Source organism: Mesotoga sp. Brook.08.105.5.1 (genome assembly GCF_002752635.1).
Lineage (GTDB): Bacteria > Thermotogota > Thermotogae > Petrotogales > Kosmotogaceae > Mesotoga.
Genome location: NZ_AYTW01000011.1, coordinates 1 through 20,889 on the forward strand (window position 1 = coordinate 1; position 20,889 = coordinate 20,889).

Genomic DNA, 20,889 nt, shown 5'->3' on the forward strand with positions numbered 1-20,889 from the left:
CTTCTTGACCTGTCTCAGTGTCTCTGAATAACTGGAGATGGAAGTGATGTCAAAGGCCCAGTATTCTTTCTCAATTCTACGTCTGCCCTGCTTCTTGAAGAACATCATCCTCTCTTCTTCGGAAATGGATTGGAACAGCTCACTGCTGCGCTGTGATGGTATGTCTTCTCCATAAGGATGGGCATGCAGTCTCTGCCAATGAGAAAACCGACTGAGTGAGTTATTCTCTTCGAGAATAAGATAATAGGCTATCGATAGAATCATTCTATAACGGTCGGGAAAACAGGCTTTCAAATCGGCTGCAACTTCGGTGATCTTTCCAACCTGATCGAGAAGATAGCAAGCACCATAGAAATCCCTTCGGATTTTGGTTATTGGTACAGGTCCAGGCTTTCTCAAAATGCCATCCTTCTGTTCAGAATCCTTCCTGTATGACCTGGTTGGTACGATTTCTCCAGTGTCTGGATCCAGCTTGCCGATTAAGGTTCTCTTGGCTCTGGACTGTTGTTTTTCCCTGTCCCAGTAGGCTTCGTTTTTGTAGACATATGTGATTCCTGTTTTCTTGTTCTTCTGATAGACAATCCCCATCTCTTCACCTCGTTACATACATTATAATATATAACGAGGGATAAATCTATAGAAAACAACTCTAACGTAGTCTTTTCAATGCTTCACGAAGATTTTCATCGTTAGACTTTTCGGGAATGAAGGTTCCAGACGAGGCAAGTGAACAACTGAAGTTATGTGGCCTCTCGCTTTGCTTTTTTTTGTTTCCTCCAAAGTGCCGTGGAGAGGTTCGCATCGATTTGATGGAGGCCAGCATTATGTGGAGCTTTCGAAAACAGGCTTATATCGAGGTCCTTAAAGTTCCTTGGCAGTCCTAGTGTTCGTCTGAGCAAATGAACACGCCAAAGGCAGCTTACGGTTTTCGAGGAAGGTTCTGAGCTCAGACTATAGGTTCATGCCGGCTGAATTACTCCGATCGAAGTCAATGGAAGCGGTGCTTTGTGACAGTGACTCTTTTCGGAGATCTTTTCATATGCTAATATTTACAGAGGAGGGAGAAAATGAGAAGGACCTTAATTTTGATTGTCTTGCTTGCCGGAGTGTTTGTATGTGCAAGTTATTCGATTTCCGAATTGGAGAGATTTCACAAAGAAGACCCACAAAACATCGATCTTGCCATCGAGCTGGGAATTGCTTACCACGATGCCGGTCTGGAAGGTGACAAAGATTCCGTCACGAAGGCTATCAGAATCCTCGAAGATGTTCTCAAAAGAAGAGACCTGGGACTGGCCAGAGCTTATCTTGGGTCCTCATTCCTCCTCAGAGCGAGAGATGACTGGAACCCCTTTGGAAAGCTGTTGAATCTGAACCAGGGGATCGATCACCTGGATAGGGCAGTGGAAGGGAATCCTGACGATATCTTAATAAGAGTCATAAGGGCTAACGCTTACGCGAATATACCGGCTTTTTTCGGAAAGCTAGATGTAGCCATTTCTGATTTTGAGATCATAGTTCAGGTTTTAGCTGAGGAAGGCTTGAGTATAGAGATACAGCTGAACGCGAGGCTTAAGCTTGTTCAGCTTTATATGCGCAATGGCATGAACGATAAAGCTGCAACTCATTACGAGTGGTTGAAGGAAAACGCGCCTGATTCTCAAGCAACGATTATGGCCGGTGAGGAGTTGGAAAGATGATTAGGGAAGTAGAAATCGAGAACCTGCCTTCAAGATTTGCGGAGATCTTCTCCGAATGTCTGAGAAGACCGGAGCAGTCTGACGAAGTATTAAAGATGTATCAGGCTCCGGAGAGAAGACTCTTTGCTATGAGGCAGGGAGAAAGCATAGTTGCTGTAGCCGGTTTGAAGCTCCATGAGCTTGAAGAGTCCGAGCTTCTGCATCTTGCTGTCAGGAAAGACAAGCGAAGGAGAGGCTTCGGCCGCACACTCATAAAGACAATTATAGATGCCTTCATGATAGATACTCTTGCGGTGTGGACAGACGAGGATGCCGTCGGTTTTTATGAGAAGATAGGATTCAATATTGTGAATGAAATCCAGACTCTGAATGGACTGGTTCGCTACAAACTCCGATTTTCTCGTGCTAAATCCCGTGGGAGGCTAGAAACGTGAAGATCCTATTCCTAAATAGACTTGACAGATACTGGGAAGGAAAAGTTGAAGAGCTTGCAAAAGCATTTCCCGAACATTCTTTCATCTCGTACTCCAGCAACAGTGATCCGAAATCCCATATTTCCGATGCCGAGGTAATAGTAAAAGGAAATCTTTCGCAAGCCGACCTTGATAAGGCTAGAAATCTCAGAATGGTTGTGGTCCCTTGGACCGGCGTTGATGGTCTGCCTCTTGAGCGGTTAAGAGAACGTGGCGTCATTGTTTCAAACACCCATGAGAATGCGGAGGTCGTTGCTGAAAGAGCCGTAGCTCTGGCCTTAGCAGTTACGGGAAGAGTGGTCGAACTTCATAACGATCTTGCTCAGGGAGTGTGGTTGGGTCGGCCATCCAATAAGGAGGCGACCTGGTACTCGATCATCGGTAAGCGGTGTTCTATTCTCGGCCTAGGCAGAATTGGGCAGGCGATAGCAAAACTGATCAGCGGCTTTGAATGCGAAATAACGGGATTCAAGAGAACGCCTGGCAGCGGGTTCCCTTACGTGAAGAGAATAACAGACGATATTTACGATGCCGTTCGGGCCGGAGATCTTGTATTCGTTGCTCTTCCGCTGACGAAAAAGACGGCGGGGATCATCGGTTCCGATCTGCTAAGTCAGATGAAGGACAAGTACCTGGTCAATGTGAGCAGGGGAAGAGTAATTGAGGAGCGGGCTCTGTATGATGCTCTGAAAAGCGGAACTCTCGCCGGCGCGGCAATAGATGTCTGGTACGAGTATCCCTCAAGTGATCGGCCCGTAACACTTCCATCGAGATATCCAATTCATAGATTTTCCAATGTCGTCATGTCACCGCACGTCGGAAGCTGGTCGGTGGAGAGTATGCAGTCAATGGTAAATGGCGCGTTAAAGAACATCGAGAGTTTTCTTCTTAAGGGAAAGCCGGAGGAAGAGATCGATCTTGACGAATTGTATTAGCCGCTTGAAGAAGTGAAGTCGCGGTCTCTTCAAAGAGCACGTTGTGGCTGAAGAGAAATCCTGTGTTAAAATCTGGTTGAGAAAGTTTTTCGATGAGGGGTGTCCATAAGTGCCTTTGATGAGAGGTCCCAGCTTTGGTCTTTCCAAAAGATTGGTTGGCTTTGCTGCTAAACTATCCCGACTTGCCGTCGTTGTTATTTCTGTCGTTCTGATTCTTCTTCTGGGTGTTCTGCTTTCATTTGCCGAGATAGCCAGGGGAAGGAGGGAGTTTTCGGACAGGCTTTTGAGACAGGCCAGATTTGTCCACAGCGGTCTCAGTTTGGACGAACTTTCGAGGCTTTCAGGAAGCATAGATGATCTGGACAGGCCTGAATACTGGAGACTCAAGAGCCAACTCGAGCAAACTAATGCCCTATTTCCTCAATACCGCTTCATCTACCTGTTGGGACAGAAGGAATCTGGAGAGCTGTTCTTTTTCATTGATTCCGAGCCGCCCGGTTCAGATGACGAATCTCTTCCGGGAGACATATACGCCGATGCTACTGAGTACGATTTTGAAGTCTTCCGGGAGAAGAAGGCCAGAGTGCTGCCAGTAATTACTGACAGCTGGGGAACATGGGTATCGGTAATGGTTCCCGTAATTGATGAAAATTCAGGCAGACTCCTTGCCGTACTCGGCATAGACGTTGAAGCCAACGACTTCCGGAAAGGGATTTTATCATATGCGATTAAGCCCGTAGTTTTCTCTCTGGTTCTGATATTGATGGCGATACTTTCGGGATTCTTCATCATCCGCAGAGACAAGCTGCCACAAGAGAAGAAGGAAAAGAGAGTTCAGAGGTACCTTGAGGCTATCGCCTTTGCCGCATTTGGAGTCGCTGTTACCATCATGGTCTCATCTCTAGTTCATGACAGACAGGAGGCAGCGCGAAATGACGCCTTTGCAGATCTGGCCGCGACTCATGTAACTTCGCTTTCCAGAGCGATGAAGAATATTGAAGACTTTCAGGTCGAGGCTCTTGCCAGGTTCTTTGAGTCAAGCAGCTTTGTTTACAGGCAGGAGTTCTTGAACTACGTAGGTTCACTCTCGAAAAACAACGAACTGATTTCATGGTTCTGGATTGAGAGGGTTTCGCCGGGCGAGTTAGAGTCGTTCGAAGAAAGTATCAGAAGTGAAGGCTTTCCGGACTTCTTCGTCTGGGAACCCGGCAAATCTGGCGCAAAGGAAAGAGTTCTGGATCGCGAGTCATATTACCCGATACAGTACATTGAGCCTCTAGAGAGCAACAGAAATCTGCTGGGGTTAGACCTGGGATCTCTCGAGTCGGTCGGGGAAGCTATTGAAAAGGCAGCTGCTTTTAGACTGATGTGGGCAAGCGATCCTGTCGTCGTTCCGACGGACGAAGAGAAAGCCCTCCACTTCTTTGTCTTCAGACCGATTGTCGAGGAGAGACCGCAGGGTCAAACTGGATTCGTAGGGGCTATCTTTCATTCACAAGCGTTTCACAGTGACGTTCCGATTCTCCCCAGTAATGGAGATCCAACAGTTATTTTTGGGCTTTATCAGATCGACTCGGACGGAAATCCAGTACTGTTGTTTTCCTCGGCGCAGGAATCTGGTTTACATGTACATGAGTCTGCGGAGACTTCCATATGGCACTATCCGGAAAATGAACAAAACATCGCCCTTCCGGTAATGCTGTTCGGGCGGCTTTTCGTTATTGTTGCCCATCCAGGGCCGGATTTCAGCGTCGTGTACCCCATGAACTACTGGATCTTCATCCTCGCGATCGGACTGACTGTAACTCTGTCGCTTGCGGTTCTGATCGGGTCACTGGGTAATAGAAGCTTCCATCTTGAAAGAGAAGTCGGAAAACGTACCGAAGAGCTAAGAGAGAGTCTGGAGACTGTTTCAAAAACGATGGAGGCATCGGTGAACGTTCTCGCTTCGGTCGTAGATCTCAGGGACCCTTATACCTCAGGTCATCAAAGGAGAGTCGCAGAGCTTTCTGTTGCAATCGGCAAAAAGCTGGGATTCGAAGAGAACAGGCTTACGGGACTGAGGCTTTCGGCGATGATTCATGATGTGGGAAAGATACAGGTTCCCGCGGAGATACTCAACACACCAAGAAAGCTGACCAATCTCGAGTTCGATTTGATCAAACTTCACCCGACGGCGGGATGTGAGCTTTTCAAAGATATCGAATTCCCCTGGCCGGTGGCAGACGCAATCTTGCAGCATCACGAGAGACTTGACGGAAGCGGTTATCCCGAAGGAATCTCGGGGGATCAGATTATTCTCGAGGCTAGAATAATAGCCGTTGCCGATGTTGTGGAAGCGATGGCGTCTCACAGACCGTATAGGTCTTCACTCGGTCTTCAGGCGGCGCTTGATGAGATCAGAAGCGGTAAGGGAAAGCTCTATGATGCAAGAGTCGTAGATGCCTGTCTCGAGCTGTTCGATGAAGGGTTTAACTTCACTGGATGATTTCAACTCCGCATTGTCGACTTTTCAAGCCTGTGTGTTAATATATGAGAGCTTGGCACTTATGAGATACTCGACTCTTAAATAATCACAAGCTTCTTCAGGAGAAAAAGATGGTAGATCTAGCTATCGCGCTCAGAGTGATAAGAATAAGACACTGGATAAAGAACCTGTTTGTTTTTGCTCCGCTGATATTCTCTTCGAGTCTTGCTGACCCAAACTCTCTTCTGAGAGCTACGCTGATCTTCGTTGCATTTTGCCTCGTTTCAAGCAGCGTCTATATTTTCAACGACATCAAAGACCGTGAAAGCGACATGCATCATGCCAGAAAGAAGAATAGGCCGATTGCTTCCGGTGAGATCAGTGTGAGAGATGCAGCAATAGTCGCAGCAGTAATGAGTGTCGTTGCGGTCCTGATTGCTCTCTTTCTTCCATACCTTGCTCTTGTTTTCTTACTTCTCTATGTTGTTGAGAATATCTTTTATACTCTGAAGGGCAAGGAGATCGTATTGATTGACGCCTTCTGCATATCTGCGGGATTCGTGATAAGAGTAATGGCAGGGGCTTACGCTATCGATGCAACTCCTACAGGATGGATAGTGGTTACAACCTTCTTTCTCTCGCTCTTTTTGGGTTTTGGAAAGAGGAGAAACGAGCTGCTTTCACTTAAAGAAGAAAGCAACAATCACCGAAAGGTTTTGAGCGTTTACGACGACAGATATCTAGACTACCTTATGGTTGCTACGGCCTCTGTTACTATAATCGCCTACACTCTCTACTGTCTTGATCCGGCGACGATTGTGAAATTTAGTACTGATAAGCTTGTCTACACTGTGCCTTTCGTAACCTATGGGATGTTTAGATACCTCCTTCTCCTTTTCAAGAATGGAGAGGGCGACCCGACGGAAGTCGTAACAAGAGACAGAGGAATAGCGGTTACCGTTGTTTTGTGGTTAGTATCTGTTATGATGGCAATCTATCTGCCAATCTGGTTGTAAAGAGGGACGAATTATGAGTTTTACTGAGGCCATGATACTTGTCGTTGCAATAGTCTTCAACGCCGGAGCAAATGTCCTGTTGAAATACGGGATGCAAAATGCGCCTGACATAAACACCGTTGGACTTAAGGGGATGCTTATAAATTCAATCACAAACATCAGCGTCTGGCTGGGACTTTTCTCATTCGGAGTTGCCTTCATTTTCTACAGCGTAGTTCTGACGAAGATGAAACTGGGAGTTGCCTATCCGATAATGACGAGCGCCGGGTTCGCGATCGTTACCGTTGCGGCGGTTTTCCTGTTTGACGAAAGACTCAGCGCAATGAAGCTCATGGGAATAGCCGTCATTGCGGTAGGGATTTGGTTGGTTGCGATAGCGAAATAGCGGAGGTAGAAGATGAAAAAGACGAAAGTTGCGATTTTAAAGACTAGACCGGAGACTGTCCTGAATGACTATAGAAGGCTTGCAAAACTTGCCGGTATGAAAGAGGCTTTGGACGTAAGTGCCACGACAATCTTGAAGGACAACATTTCCTGGCATCTTCCAATGCCGGGCGCCAATAGCACGCCGTGGCAGCTAGAAGGCGTAGTGCTCGCACTGAAGGATGAAGGCATGAACGACATCGTTTCGGTAGAGAATAAGACTGTGGTTACGAGGCCGAAGTACGGAGAGAAACAGAACAAGTATGACATCGTCTACGAAAAATACAATATCCCCGTCCTGTACAACTTCGAACCGAAAGACATGTCATGGATTGAATATACGCCAAAAAGCAAACTGACGGTTCTGCCTAAGATCTTTCCCGAGGGAGTGAAGCTTCCTGACTACTTCTTCGGCAAAAACATAATTCAGCTTCCGACGATGAAGTGCCACATCTATACGACGACCACAGGCGCGATGAAAAACGCATTCGGCGGTCTCTTGAACGTGAAGAGGCATTACACTCATTCATGGATACATGAAACTTTGGTTGACTTGCTGAAGATACAGAAGGAGATACACACAGGGTTGTTTGCCTTCATGGATGGAACGACTGCGGGAAACGGACCCGGTCCCAGAACACTGATCCCGGTGAAGGCAGACTACATACTCGCCAGTGAAGACCAGGTCGCTATTGACGCGGTTGCGGCGAAGATGATGGGCTTCAATCCGATGGACTTGAAATACATAAGGCTGGCCGATGAAGAGGGCCTTGGGAACGGCAGGCCTGAGAACATAGAGTTGGTCGGGGACGATGTGTCTGGAGTGAACCTGCAATTCCACGTGGGAGACAACTTTGCCAGCAGAGTCGGTGATCTGCTCTGGTTCAGCCCATTGAAGGTCTTTCAGAAACTCTTCTTCCACACGCCTCTTGTAAAAGTCTTCGTGGCCGCTTCGGATACCTATCACGATAAGCACTGGTGGAAGAAGCACGGTGTTCGGGTTTTCGAGGAGTGGAAGAAAGAGAGCCCCTGGGGCCGTCTGTGGGAGAGCTATTGATAGAGAATTCACTATGGGAATGAAAGCTTGAGTGGGGGAATCATGGCCGATTATCACTTGAAATTCGCCCTGAGTTCGAAAGCAAGACGAGGCGCAGTGGTTTTTCTGTTTGTCTTTGTTCTGTCATACGTTTTCACCTCTGTCAGTGTCTGGACGACAGACAGCAGATTCATAACGGTGTCGAGATTCATCAGGGTATACGGTCACGAAAATCTAATCAGGGGAACGGGTTACGCTCCGGAGCAATATCGCTTTGGTGGATTTTATCTTGTGGAATACTTCTTCAAATACATTCCTCTGAAATGGTATGACGTATATAACAGCAGTCTCTCCGATTTGCTTACGAGCGAAGAGACCTGGACAGAAGAGATGCAGAAAACCGTGGACAAATTCTTCCCCCAGGATGACAGGGAAGAGATGATTGGCGAGATTCAGAGGGTGATTGACGAGACTCTAGAATCCTTCTTCCCGGGCAATGCTTTTGTTCAAAATCTTCTGCGGGGTATGATAGACGGTCTGCAATGGCAGAGCTATTTGACGAATGTCGAAGAGACCCTGCTCACTCTCGGAGAGATGATACCGGAAAATATCAGGAATCATTTGCTTGAGGACAGCGAAGAAACAAGACTCGTGAACGGATATTTCACGTCGAGATTCTTCCTCTTCATGATCCTTCTGACGATCATCTACTTCCTGTGCAGAGAGTTCCTGAACCCCGGCCAAGCGCTCTTTGGGGTTGTTCTCTTCACTGCTCTTACGCCGTTTGCTCTTCAGGACTTTTTGCAGGCGGAGACTCTGCTTTCACTGTTGCTGTTTACAGCGATGATTCTAATAACAAAGAGAGACGGCAGCAGGCTCATTCTAATTCTGATAACAGTATTGTGCTGTACCGCAAGAACGGATCATGCGCTGTTTGGCGCTCTAATATACGCTTCGTTAAGAGGAATAGATTCGTTAAGAAGGAGGGAGTGGTCGAAGGCTGTCTACGCCGCTCTGCTTCTCTTCATCCCGCTTGTTGCGACAATTCTGATTAGCGGGCTTCTCTTTCCCGAGGCAGAGTACTATGTGGATGTCTTTCAGCTTGAGTTCAATTTGACGCATGTTTGGAACCTGGTTTTTCCTCTTGTCTTTCTTTTGCTGCCTTTTGCTTTCATCTATCAGATCAAAGAGTTGACGTTCTACAGGAGAACGTGGTTCTGGATGCCACTGTTTATCGGAATGAACTTTGTTGTTGGAAAGACTGCGGAAGTGAGGCTTTTTCTTCCGGTGATAATCTACTCCATTCCTCTTATAGTTAGGGGTGCAATGCTGGCAATCGGCGTTGATTCGGTTGGCTCTTCGGATTCTAGAGAGTCTTAGGGATCTGGACAACAACGCGCTTGATTAATGGAACTCTTGATACAGGTTTGAGCAGATAACTGAGAAGGACAAGCAATGTTTCTTACGATCGATGACATGATCTTGACATTGGCGATCTCCTTTTGGAAACGCCGTCGGGGGGGATTAAGTGTGAAAGACAAGAAAACCATACAGCGAGGGATTTTTCTGTTAATCATCTTCTCGTTACTCTCCTACATTTTCACATCAATGACCGTCTGGACAACTGACGGGAAGTATTTGCTCGTATCCAGATACTTAAGAATTAACCAGCATGACAGAGTGGTTTCCGGAGAGAATTTCGCGCCTGATCAGTATAGATTTGGCAGCTACTACCTTGTCGAGAATTTCTTCAAATACTTTCCGATCAAGTGGCTGGATGAAAACAGCGAAGAGCTTTCGAGTATGTTGTTGTCGGCCGATTATTGGACGTCTGAAAAGAAGAGCATGGTTGATGCCTATTTTCCACTGGATGAAAGGGAGAGCCTTGTCTCTGACGCTGAAAAGGCTATTGCCGAGTTCGTTGACTCCGTTGCAGGGAACAGCATTCTCCTGAGCAATGCACTCAAAGCAATGGTTGCCGGGCTGAAGTGGCAGGAGTACATTACCGATCCTGCAACCGCGGCGCTTCTAATTGGAGAGAGACTGCCTGAAGACGTCAAAGCTGCACTAGATCCGTCTAGCGAAGCGAATCGTATTCTTAATGGGCACATCACGGCGAGATTCTTTTTCAACCTGTTAACGTTGCTGCTTCTTTATGCGTTCTGCCGAATCTTCTCTTCACCTGTAGCATCGTTACTGTCTGTGGTATCATTTCAGGCCATAATGCCGCTCACTACGATGTACTTTGGATGGGAGACTTTTCACGGCCTTGCTCTTTTTGTAGGCGGGTTGCTCGTAATTGCCAGAAAAGGCAGATTCTTTCATTTGTGTTTGTTGATTATGCTGGGTTCTCTTTTCAGAGCTGACCATATGGTATTCCTCCCCTTGATATATCTTCTGTACAATTTCAGAGGCGACATCTCAGGCAAGATTAAATTGAGGCTTATGTTGAAAAGCTTCATTGCCGGCTCGATTCCTGTACTGCTTATGTATATATTCAGCACTGTTCTCTTTCCTGATGCCAAATACTCGGTCGATCTGATACAGCTTGGCTATAACATTGGTTACTTCTGGTCATGGATCTATCCTCTTGTATTTCTCTTCATTCCACTGCTATTCGTGAGAGAGATAAGAGATATCGATTTCTTCAAGAGAACGTGGTTCTGGGTACTCCCGTTTGTCGCTATGAATTTCGTGGTGGCAAGAACCGCTGAAGTTAGGCTATTCACACCAGTACTGGCGTTCATGACCCCTCTTGTAGGTGTTGGGTTGCTCAGACTTCTTGCTTCTGAGACCAGAGGTTCCGTTGAAACCGAATGAGGTATTCAGTCTTGGCCGGGACGATCTCCGCGGGTACTTCGCTTGGCTGCCGTAAAGGCTTTGTGTTTCAATTGCTTTTCGGAGAGTGAATTCCTATTCAGTCATGGCATAATTCATATATGAACAAAAGGAGGTTTGTCTGGATGAAACGACTTCTGCTTTGCCTCATGATAGTGGTTTCGGTTTTGCTTTCTGCGAATAGCGGTCTTTTCCTTGGTTTCTTTCCCTCCCTTTCTCTCAACAACTTTGCTGTGCACGACAGGGACTACAAACCTACCTTTGAAGATCTGCGGAACAACTTTTCTTATCCTCCGTTTGCCCTTGCGGGCATTGAGTTTTCCGGTGATTCATATCGCGCGCTATTCAGGCTTGATTTCAGGCAAGATATAACCTCGTTTCTTCGCGGCAGGAGTTGGTCGAATTTCCCCATCAGATACAATTCGAATACCCTGTATATAGATACCGATCTGCCTAGAGTTGGTTTCGCCGAGTTTCAAAACGATCTCTTGAGGTTTTCTGCCGGCAAGAGAAGCCTTCATATTGGTCCCGCTGCGTACAACTTCGTACTCTCCGATGCGGTGCCCTTTTTCGAGCACATTTGGATTGACTTCTCATCGGACGTACTGTCAGGGAAATACTTCTACAGCTTCTTCGTAATCTCTTCGGATCGTTCGATATTCGACAGTCCCCGGACTCTTATCGGCCACAGCATAGGGTATCATGGTGAGTCTACAAGAGTCGGTTTTGTCGAAACGAACCTCATCAGCAACACCTATCCAGACCTTAGGGACATGAGCCCTTTCGTCATATTCCACAACAACTATGCCAAGAACTCAAACGTTAATGCAGGGTTATTCTTCGAGAAGGGCATTGGAGATCTAGGCTTGTACGGAATGCTCTACACAGACGACATCCTTATTCCGGGAGATAGAACCAGCAATCCGACTTCTTTAGGCTGGTTTCTTGGCGGAGAGTATGGCATAACCGGTGGAGAAAACTATAAGGGACCTTTGCTATGGGACAATCAATATGCTCTCAGAGAACAGACTCTCTTTGAAGAGTCTGGGGGTATGAAGATAAGGTATGAGCACTACCATAGCACGCCTTATTTGTACAATAGGAGCTTCGAGGAAGGAAAGCACATCAACCCAATCCGTTTCAACGCTGATGATATTGAGGGCGGGGGTTATCTTGTGATTAATGGGTTCTTCGGTTTCCCATACGGACCTGACGTATCTCTGGACCTTATAGCTGTGACTTTCGAAACTCGCAGAGTGCTCTCAGAGCTTCGTCTTGAGTACATAAGACAAGGTTCTTACCGAATCGACGATTATTACGGCGAACCATTTGAATTTGATTGGTATAGACTTGCCGAACCGATTACCAGAAGCGCCAAAGTAAGTCTTGACTTTCATTACAGCCCGGATGAGAATCAGGAGATATTCCTCTCTGCGTCGGCTCTAATAGGTAACAAGACTGAGTTTTGCTTCAAGATCGGCTACGGAAGAGTTTTTCGCTTCATTAGATTCTAGTTAATTCGGAGAGGCTCATTCGCTGCAAGAAGCAACTGAGAGCTTCTCGTTGTCTTTTGCAAACCAGTGTTCTTCGAAGATCCTCAGGTCGTCACATAGAGAAGATCTGAAGGCTTCGTCACAGGAGCCAAAGAAATCGATGGGGCTTACCGAGATGAACCCTTTGTCGACATTTACAAAGTCTAGGTCTTCATCGTGAGAATCGTGGAGGATCTCCTTCCGCATCCAGAACTCCTCCTCACCCCATTCATTTACTTTTTTCTCAAACCAGCGTCTCTTTATGAGACCACCAGGTCTTGTGCAACTGATTCCCCGGATCTTGTCTCTAGGTATCGCAGGCACGTTAACGTTAAGAACGGTATGCTTCGGAAGCTTCTTCCAGTCATACTCTCTTACGAAACTTTCAGAGAAGTCCACAGCTGCCAGAAAATCTGGATTCTCCTCGCTAACCACGGAGATTGCCATGGCAGGTATCCCATGTACCCTGGCTTCCAGTGCTGCAGATAATGTTCCCGAGTACCTGATGTCAACCCCGAGGTTCTGGCCATGGTTTATGCCGCTTAGCACAAGATCAAACCTGTCAATGCCGGTGATCGTAGCAGCAGCAACCACACAGTCTGCTGGAGTTCCGCTCGTGCAGAAGGAGGAGACGTTCTCAATTGTTTCCCTCTCTCTTATCCGTACCGGCGTCAACCATGTAATTGAGTGACTTACGCCGCTCCGGTTGCTTTCGGGAGCAACTATTGTCACTTCGTGAGACCTTGAGAGTCTCTTCGCGAGTGACCTTATTCCAGTCGCCTGGATTCCATCATCGTTAGTCAAAAGTATTTTCAAAAGAATTCACCACCATCTATATTGTATCGTAAATGAAGGATTCTTTCCTGAAAGCCGCGAGTGAAGCTCAGTCATATTCTATTCCCTGATCACGTAGATTCGAGCTGTAAATGAGCTTCAGTGAGCTTCTGAAGAAAAGAAGGAGAGGAATAACTCCTATTACCGAGGCCGCTCCGAATAAATTCCAGGAGGTGTAGAAGCTCCTTACTTCACCCACGTAACTGTAAATCTTGAGAGAGAAAGGCATGAGTTCCTGACTGTTTAGAAGGATTAGCGGCATGGAGAAGGAATTGAATGCTGAGACTAGAGTGTATATGAGTAGTCCGCCGATTATGGGCATTGAAAGAGGAATAAGAACTCTCAATAAGTAGCCGGTTTCCGATAATCCCTCGAGGAGAGAGACTTCCCGGAGCTCTCTCGGGACAGAGGAAAAAAAGCCGCCAAGCAGCAAAATAGTTAGCGGCATTGCCTGAATACATACAACCATCCCAACTCCGAACAAGCTGTTCACGAGGGCCAACTTGTCGAATACAAAGTACATAGGGAGTAACGTATGCATTCCGTTGTAGAGGCTTCCGAAGAGAATCACTGAAGCGATAATCCTCACAAATATGTTTCTCTTCAAAGAGAAGAGATAGGAAAAGGGAACTCCAGCCAGAAGAACGATCACAAAGGCCCAAAACGCGATCTTCAGAGTATTGAATATGTTGCGCGGGAGTCCGTCGGAGATCACTTTGCCGTAGTTTGCCAGTGTCAGTTCGGAGATTGAAGGCACAATGTCCGAATCGGAAGCGAAGGAGAGAAAGAGTATGTAGATCACTATCACTGCGGTGGGAACCAGACAGACAATAAGAAGCGCTCTCTTAAGCCATCCGGGAATGGAAAAATCGAAGTGCGGAAATCTGTATCTTATAGACAGAAGGATCATAGGCACGCTTAGAAGGGTGGCCGGAATGACGCCACTGATACCATTTTGAGCAACGCTCAGAATGAATATGACGACTTCGTATATCAACAGAACTCCCACTAGCCGCCTGAACGGCTTCCTGAAGCGGGGTATTATTAGCGGGAGTATCGAATATCCGGCAACAACGGGAAAAACGAGCCAGTTCCAGCCTGCGAAAAGCCCCAGAAGAATGTGTGCGGCGCTGCTGAGATAGAGAACCCGCCTGTGTCTCTTCGGCACTTCTCCTCGAGAAAAGAGCGCGCCCAGGATCCATATGAGTGCGAATACTCCTACGAATACAGCGTAAGCGGAGAGAAGTCCGTAATCCTTTGCCGTGTTGAATTTCCTGAAGAGAACGATTCCGAGAAATGAAGTTGAACCGGTCAAGGTATGCGGAGTGAATCCCTCAGGCAGCAACGGACCGTTTCCGGTCATAAGAAAGACAGATGTGAACTCTTTCATCGATCTGGCAAGTTGAAACAAGAAGTACGGAATCAATAGATGTCTTATCTCTCCGAACAGAATAGAGGCTGTTGTGAGATCTCCCGCACCGTCTATTTTAATTACATCATCCAGTTCCTTTGAAACTCTCCCTAGCATCCCGAGAATTATCATGGCCGAGAGAGGTATCGAAAGCCAGACGCTTACAAGTAGGGAAGAAAGAAATGCGTGCAGGGGGTTGAGAGTCACGTCAATACTTGTGCCAAGAAGGGTATTCAACAAAGAGTACCCTCCGTATCCCTGAACAAAGACCCTCCATCCGGACACCGTTATGAATGATGGTATAAACCAGCCTATACCCAAGAGCAGAAGAGCAGACTTGCTGTACCTGGTAGCTTTTCTCAACCTGAGCGCGATTAAGAAGGAGATTGAGACCTCAATTGCCGATTTCAGTGTCGACCAGAGGGCCGTCAGTTTCAGCGAGAGTTTGAAACCGGAATCTCTTAGCACAATCTCGTAGTTTTTCAGACCGGAAAAGACAGGTTCCGTTTGAAAGATGCCAAATTCCGTCAATGAGACATACAGAGCCCAAACCGTAGGAGCGATAGTCGCGATTGTGAGAATGAAGGTAATAGACAAACCCATAGACCACTTCCTTCTCACTATAAGAGGAAGCAGTCCAAGGGTAAAGAAGATCGGTATCACGACCGACATACTAACTACCGGACAGAGTCAATGTAGGATTGTGCACCCGTTAAGGCCCGATCGACGGTCATAGCTCCACTGAATATTGCCTGTAAAGCGGGTTCCAGAGCTTCAAACAACAGTGTCTGATATCCTGGAATATTTGGCATGAATTCTCCTTTATTGATGATTTCTCCAAGCTCCGGAAGCCAGCCTGACCCAAAAAGCGGGTACTTGTCGCACTGTATGAAGAACTCTTCGCTCTGCTCCCCAAGGAAGGCTATGAAGCTCATGCACTGTTCATAAGTATCGCTGTTGAAGAGAGCAAAACCTTTTGAATCGATAACTCCTCTTACCTCTATCCCCTGTAGATTTGGAAAGGGAAGCATTGCGAAGCTAGGTCCCTTCTCCCTGAACTTCTCCGCCATATAGCTGCCTTGAAGCATCACGCCAATCTTTCCCTGTCTGAAAAGCCCATTCATGGCCGCCCTTTCAAGTCTAGAGATGACACCCGAATCGAAATAGCTCTTCACGATCGATACAGTCTCCTTGCTCTCGGGACTTCCGATCTTGAGTGCAGCCCTCTCCTCTCCGCTCAGAAGTGCCGAGACATAGGGAAACATTATGTAGGGTGACGTGAAATCGAATGCGATAGGATAGTCGACTATCCCTGTGAGCTTCTCCTTTATTATCTCGAACTGTACGAAATCGAAGTCGTCTTCGAGATTCAAGCCTGCTTCTTCAAAGGCATCCAGATTGATGAAGGCGACTTGACTGTCTGCATAGTAGGGAACAGCGCTGACTTCACCGTTCCAGGTGAAGGCACTCAGATATCTCTCAGGGTAGTCTCTCAGCGCAGATTCCGGGATAGGCAGATTCCTTTTCGAGGCTGCCACGTCGCCTACATAAGTATCCTTTATCATCACAGCATCAGGTAAGTCGCCTGTCTTCAAGCTCACATTGAGTTTCTCCTCGATCTTCGGGAAGTAGACAATCTCCACCGGAATACCCGTCTTCTCTGAAAATCTACTGGCTGCTGCCCTGTAGAAATCCTCTCCTTCCCAGCTCACCCAGAAGGTGATTCCAAATGTAAACGAGCAGAGCAGTATCACGAATAAGAATGTTGCCGTTTTTTTCATTTCACACCTCCATATTCAGTATCTCGAATAGAACTCTTTCGCTCTTGAATGGCGCGTGTCTCAGTCGGATGCCCGCAGCATCAAAGATTGCATTGGAGATTGCTGGAATCGGTGTGTCGATACCTATTTCTCCTATGCTCTTCGCTCCAAACGGGCCCGTCGGCTCGTAACTATCGACGAGACTGCATGTAAGCTTCCCGTAGTCCATTCTTGAGGGAACCTTGTAGGTGAAGAAATCATTAGTCAACATTCTTCCGTCCTTGCCGTAGATGATGTCTTCGTACAGCGCCCAGCCGATGCCTTGCATCGAACCGCCTTCAAGTTGACCCATTGCCTGTATTGGATTCAGTGCTAGACCGCAGTCGGCATATGAAACGAAGTTGACCAGTGTGATTTTTCCGGTATCTGTGTCAATCTCAACTTCAGCGAAGCTTGCGGCGAACGGTGGCGGGGACTCTTCACCCACATAGGAGGCCGACTCGGAAATCTGCTGCTGATTGAAGGTGTACATATGCATGGTGCAGAGTTCTGACAGGGAGACTGATGAGCCGTCTCTTGAGCGGACTTCGGCCGATTCTAAAGTCAGTTCAGACCTGTCTTTTTCGAAGTACACGGCCGCCAGATCAAGAAGCCTTTCCTTTACCTTCTCGGCAGCAAGCCTAACGGCATTTCCGGAGACATAAGTTGTACTTGACGCGTAAGCGCCAACGTCAAAGGGAGTCAGATCCGTGTCTGATGAATAGACGATTATCTTCTCCAGAGGCACCGTTAGAACCTCGGCGGCAATCTGAGCTAGGATTGTGTCGCTTCCGGTTCCCAGATCGGTGGCACCCACAAGTAGATTGAATGAGCCGTCTTCATTCATCTTGATAGTGGCAGCGCCCATATCGATTTTCGGGATGCCCGAACCCTGCATTGCAAGAGCACAGCCAACCCCGCGAACCTTGTTTCCATTTCTCTTCTTCTTTCCCCACTTACTGTCCCAGCCAATTGCCTTTCTTCCAAGATCGATGCACTCCTGAAGCTTGCAACTCCTCATTATTTGAGGGACGCCTTCCCTTCCCTCACCCATGATTTCGAATATTGGAGAGGTTTCGCCCTCTCTTATGGAGTTCATCTCTTTGAGCTTCAGCGGATCCATCTTCATCTCATAGGCAAGTTCATCGATAGCACAGTCGAGAGGAAAGAGCCCTTGAGGCGCTCCATAACCTCTATAAGCTCCTGCAGGAGGGAGGTTCGTATAAACTATATCTCCGCCGAAGTGCACAGCGTCGACCTTGTTGTACAGAGGCAACGTTTTTGATCCCGAGACCATGAAGGTTGTAAGGCAGTGTTCTCCATAGGCCCCCGTATTTGAGATTCCGTGAAGTGAAATGGCCTTGATCTTTCCATCTCCAGCTGCTCCGACGATAACATCGTAGCTCATCTCGTGGCGAATATTCGTTGCCATCGAGACTTCCTCTCTTGTATAAGCAATTCTTGCGGGTTTACCGGTCTTGAGAGTAACGAGAGCGGCGTAAGGCTCTGCGATTACCGATTGCTTACCTCCAAATCCTCCGCCGATTCTCGGCTTTATGACTCTGATTTCTGCAATTGGCTTCTTCAGTATTCGAGAGAGAATTCTTCGGCAGTGAAAAGGCACTTGAGTGGACGAGATAACTACTAGTCTTCCGACTGGATCAAGATAAGTGAGAGCGTTGTGTGGTTCCAGTGCGGCATGGAGCTGAGTGTCCACATGATATGTTCTTCTGATAACGAATTCGCACTCTTCGAGGGTCTTCTCAACGTCTCCGATATCCATCACGAAGTGAGCGGCGATATTTCTGGAGTTGTCGTAGACACCCGAGCAGTCGCTTTCATCATGAATTATCGGAGAGCCCTCTTTTGAGGCTTCCTTCATATCAAAAACCGCATCCAGGGTCTCGTACTCGACCTTGATCTTTCTTAGTGCCTTGAGAGCCGCTTTTTCGGTAGTCGCTGCTACGACTGCCACAGGGTCGCCAACGTACCTAACCTTTCTGTCCAAGAGATAAGTATCGTAAGGAGAGGGTTCTGGGTATCCCTGACCTGCTCTGGTATAAGGAACTCTCTCCACATCTTGGTAGGTGAAGATGCCGACTACACCCGGTATGCTCAAAGCCTGAGAGCTGTCGATACTCCTAATAATTGCGTGGGCATGAGGAGACCTGAGAAGTTTGACAACGAGAGCATCCGGCATATCATAGTCTGGTGTATATGCCGGCTTTCCCCTCACTATTGCGAGACCGTCTACTTTCTTCATTGGTTTTCCGATCGTCACGAAGGAATCATTCATCGATTTCACCTCGCATCACTTGGGCCGCCTTTTTTATGGCTCGATTCTGAGGCTCATATCCCGTGCATCTACAGATGTTCCCGTTGAGCGCGAGCCTTATCTCTTCGTCGGAAGGATCCGGGTTTTCTCTTAGCAGAGCTTCTCCCGTCATTACTACCCCGGGGATACAGTATCCGCACTGAGCTCCGCCTTCTTCGAGAATGGCCTCCTGGATTGGGTGCAACTTGTCTCCATCGGCCATGCCTTCGACGGTCTCAATGTTCTGACCATCAACAGAAACCGCAAAAGTTGAACATGAAAGTATCGGCTTTCCATTCAGGAGAACGGTACAAGTTCCGCAACTTGCAGAATTGCAGCTTCTTCTGACGCTCTTATAGCCTATCCTCCTTAGTACTTCAAGCAGATACTCACCGGGGTCAATATCGAGTTCATGAAGTCTTCCGTTCACAGTAAAGGCAATTCTCATAAAATCATCCCCTTCAGTTTTTCAGCAGCTCTCTGGGCCAGCACTGAAGCAAGGTGCTTTCTGTACTCGAAGGAGGCGGTCATATTCGAGCCCCCAATAAAGCTCTCATAAACGAGACTTCTTACAATTGAAGGCATCACATCGTTTATCTCTAGATCCACCATTGCCGCTTCGACACTTTCAAACCTTGCCGGATACTGCGGTCTAGATCCGCAAACAACTCTGGCCGCTCTTATTCTCCCGTGCTCCGGTCTGATCGAAAGGCCTACATTGACCGTCGCAATATCGAAAGTAGTCTTCGAGAACTTCTCGAAGGCCGTGAACCAGCCGTCCTTCTTAAGAATCGCGTGAGTGATCAGAGGTTTTTCACCTGCCGGTAGCGAGAAGTAATCAGAGATCAGCATTCGCTGGTAACCATCGACCCCGTAGATCATGAGACTTGAGCCGGCAGCGAGAAGACAGGTGCTTACGTCCGACCATCCAAGTTTTGGGGCGATTGAGCCGCCGATAGTCGCCATATTTCTAATCTGCCATGAGCCCACTAAAGAGAAGGCGTCGTAAAAGAAATCTCCGAATTCCCTTCTTATCAGTGGGTCCTTTCTGAAAGACTCGACTGTCGTTGAGGCGCCGACTACTATTTCATCTTCGGTGATCGATACCGTGTCAAGCCTTAGAGATTTCAGATCGATGATCTTCTCGATTCTTGAAGACTCCATAAGAGCTACAATCGTACCTCCGGAAAGGAATATCGAATGATCTCTGTCGCGTTGCATGAGTTCAAATGCCTCCTCGACGGTTTCCGGTCTGAAGTACTCATTCACGTTAGACAGCATTATATCCCCTCTTTCTCCAGACTTTTAGGGTTCTGAAAACTAGATTTCTGATAACGGTAGTTCTGTACCACTGACTTGCTCGAACATCATCTATGGGAGAGACGCGCTTCATGGCCAGTTCGACGAATTTCGATTCATCGAACGAGCTCCTTTCACTCGAATAATATTCGCACGCCTCTTTCGGAACAACTACAACGGGAGCTACCGAGCCGAATGCGAGTCTGATTTCCGATTCAGATATCAAGGAGCCTACCGAAGCTATTGCTATGGCCATAGAACTTCGCTGACCAACTTTGTAGAACTGAGGAAAGAACCCCCCGGTTTTCTCGAAAGTTATGGATCTTACAAACTCGCCTTTTGAAAGAGATGTCACTCCCGGACCTTTGATGAAGTCGGCTAGACTCTGAATTCTCTCCCCGTACTGGCCCACAATCTGCAAAGTCGCGTTTGAGAGCAAGAGAGCAACGATTGAATCGCCTGCAGGAGAAGCATTGACAACGTTCCCTACGAGAGTTGCTCTGTTTCGGATCTGTGGGCTGCCTACTTCTCTCAAAGCCATCTTCAATATTTTGCTATGTTTTCCAATTGTCTCGTTGCTCAAAAGCTCGGACATCGTTACTTTGCATCCGACCCTTATTGAGTCGCCGAGATCTTCTATCTTGCCGAAACTCCTCAAATGTCTCAGGCTCACGACATTTTTTGGCGCTATGCGTTTCAACCTGATTTTTACAAGTAGGTCGGTTCCGCCTGCGAGAATATTGCAGTCGCTTCTGGAGAGAATCGACATGAGTTCCTCTTCACTTGTCGGCATAAGGACACTGAATGACATC

Annotated in this window: 17 protein-coding genes and 1 pseudogene; 10 read left to right on the forward strand and 8 right to left on the reverse strand. The window is 47.4% G+C overall.

Features of this window, described 5'->3' with window-relative positions:
- Positions 1-588, reverse strand: a pseudogene (locus tag V512_RS04930) (transposase); the annotation flags it as partial.
- A 479-nt stretch (positions 589-1,067) separates the two neighbouring features.
- Between V512_RS04930 and V512_RS04935 the strand changes: the two are divergent.
- The 10 genes from V512_RS04935 to V512_RS04980 all read left to right on the forward strand — a co-directional run bounded on the left by V512_RS04935 (position 1,068) and on the right by V512_RS04980 (position 12,402).
- Complete coding sequence (locus V512_RS04935) at positions 1,068-1,700, forward strand: hypothetical protein (protein ID WP_099829351.1); 633 nt, start codon at positions 1,068-1,070, stop codon at positions 1,698-1,700.
- Positions 1,697-2,134, forward strand: coding sequence for a GNAT family N-acetyltransferase (locus V512_RS04940; protein ID WP_099829352.1), 438 nt, complete (start codon positions 1,697-1,699; stop codon positions 2,132-2,134). The genes V512_RS04935 and V512_RS04940 overlap by 4 nt, the downstream gene beginning before the upstream one ends.
- On the forward strand, positions 2,131-3,108 hold the full coding sequence (locus V512_RS04945; protein WP_099829353.1) for a 2-hydroxyacid dehydrogenase: 978 nt from the start codon (positions 2,131-2,133) through the stop codon (positions 3,106-3,108). Before V512_RS04940 ends, V512_RS04945 begins: the two co-directional genes overlap by 4 nt.
- A gap of 118 nt (positions 3,109-3,226) precedes the next feature.
- Positions 3,227-5,596, forward strand: coding sequence for an HD domain-containing phosphohydrolase (locus V512_RS04950; RefSeq protein WP_243392266.1), 2,370 nt, complete (start codon positions 3,227-3,229; stop codon positions 5,594-5,596).
- Positions 5,597-5,706: 110 nt separating this feature from the next.
- Positions 5,707-6,591 (forward strand): decaprenyl-phosphate phosphoribosyltransferase, encoded by an 885-nt coding sequence (locus tag V512_RS04955; RefSeq protein WP_099829355.1) that lies wholly within the window; start codon positions 5,707-5,709, stop codon positions 6,589-6,591.
- Positions 6,592-6,604: 13 nt separating this feature from the next.
- Complete coding sequence (locus V512_RS04960; protein WP_099829356.1) at positions 6,605-6,976, forward strand: SMR family transporter; 372 nt, start codon at positions 6,605-6,607, stop codon at positions 6,974-6,976.
- A gap of 12 nt (positions 6,977-6,988) precedes the next feature.
- Positions 6,989-8,071, forward strand: coding sequence for a DUF362 domain-containing protein (locus V512_RS04965; RefSeq protein WP_099829357.1), 1,083 nt, complete (start codon positions 6,989-6,991; stop codon positions 8,069-8,071).
- A gap of 42 nt (positions 8,072-8,113) precedes the next feature.
- On the forward strand, positions 8,114-9,430 hold the full coding sequence (locus tag V512_RS04970; protein WP_099829358.1) for a hypothetical protein: 1,317 nt from the start codon (positions 8,114-8,116) through the stop codon (positions 9,428-9,430).
- A 150-nt stretch (positions 9,431-9,580) separates the two neighbouring features.
- Positions 9,581-10,870, forward strand: coding sequence for a hypothetical protein (locus tag V512_RS04975; protein ID WP_099829359.1), 1,290 nt, complete (start codon positions 9,581-9,583; stop codon positions 10,868-10,870).
- A 143-nt stretch (positions 10,871-11,013) separates the two neighbouring features.
- The gene (locus V512_RS04980; protein ID WP_099829360.1) at positions 11,014-12,402 is read left to right on the forward strand and encodes a hypothetical protein; all 1,389 of its coding nucleotides are present in this window, start codon (positions 11,014-11,016) and stop codon (positions 12,400-12,402) included.
- 15 nt (positions 12,403-12,417) lie between these two features.
- On the opposite strand, the gene surE is transcribed toward V512_RS04980, so the two are convergent.
- The 7 genes from surE to V512_RS05015 all read right to left on the reverse strand — a co-directional run bounded on the left by surE (position 12,418) and on the right by V512_RS05015 (position 20,888).
- The gene (gene surE / locus V512_RS04985; protein ID WP_099829361.1) at positions 12,418-13,236 is read right to left on the reverse strand and encodes a 5'/3'-nucleotidase SurE; all 819 of its coding nucleotides are present in this window, start codon (positions 13,234-13,236) and stop codon (positions 12,418-12,420) included.
- A 67-nt stretch (positions 13,237-13,303) separates the two neighbouring features.
- The gene (locus V512_RS04990; protein WP_099829362.1) at positions 13,304-15,337 is read right to left on the reverse strand and encodes an ABC transporter permease subunit; all 2,034 of its coding nucleotides are present in this window, start codon (positions 15,335-15,337) and stop codon (positions 13,304-13,306) included.
- Between the two features lie 5 nt (positions 15,338-15,342).
- Positions 15,343-16,446 carry an extracellular solute-binding protein gene (locus tag V512_RS04995; protein WP_099829363.1) on the reverse strand — a complete coding sequence of 368 codons (1,104 nt, stop codon included), beginning with the start codon at positions 16,444-16,446 and terminating at the stop codon, positions 15,343-15,345.
- Between the two features lies 1 nt (position 16,447).
- Entirely contained in the window at positions 16,448-18,760 is a 2,313-nt protein-coding gene (locus V512_RS05000; protein WP_099829364.1) for a molybdopterin cofactor-binding domain-containing protein, read from the reverse strand.
- The gene (locus V512_RS05005; protein ID WP_099829365.1) at positions 18,753-19,226 is read right to left on the reverse strand and encodes a (2Fe-2S)-binding protein; all 474 of its coding nucleotides are present in this window, start codon (positions 19,224-19,226) and stop codon (positions 18,753-18,755) included. The genes V512_RS05000 and V512_RS05005 overlap by 8 nt, the downstream gene beginning before the upstream one ends.
- Positions 19,223-20,059 (reverse strand): FAD binding domain-containing protein, encoded by an 837-nt coding sequence (locus V512_RS05010; protein ID WP_099829366.1) that lies wholly within the window; start codon positions 20,057-20,059, stop codon positions 19,223-19,225. The genes V512_RS05005 and V512_RS05010 overlap by 4 nt, the downstream gene beginning before the upstream one ends.
- Positions 20,049-20,888 carry an FAD binding domain-containing protein gene (locus V512_RS05015; protein ID WP_099829367.1) on the reverse strand — a complete coding sequence of 280 codons (840 nt, stop codon included), beginning with the start codon at positions 20,886-20,888 and terminating at the stop codon, positions 20,049-20,051. Before V512_RS05015 ends, V512_RS05010 begins: the two co-directional genes overlap by 11 nt.
- Position 20,889 lies beyond the last annotated feature (1 nt).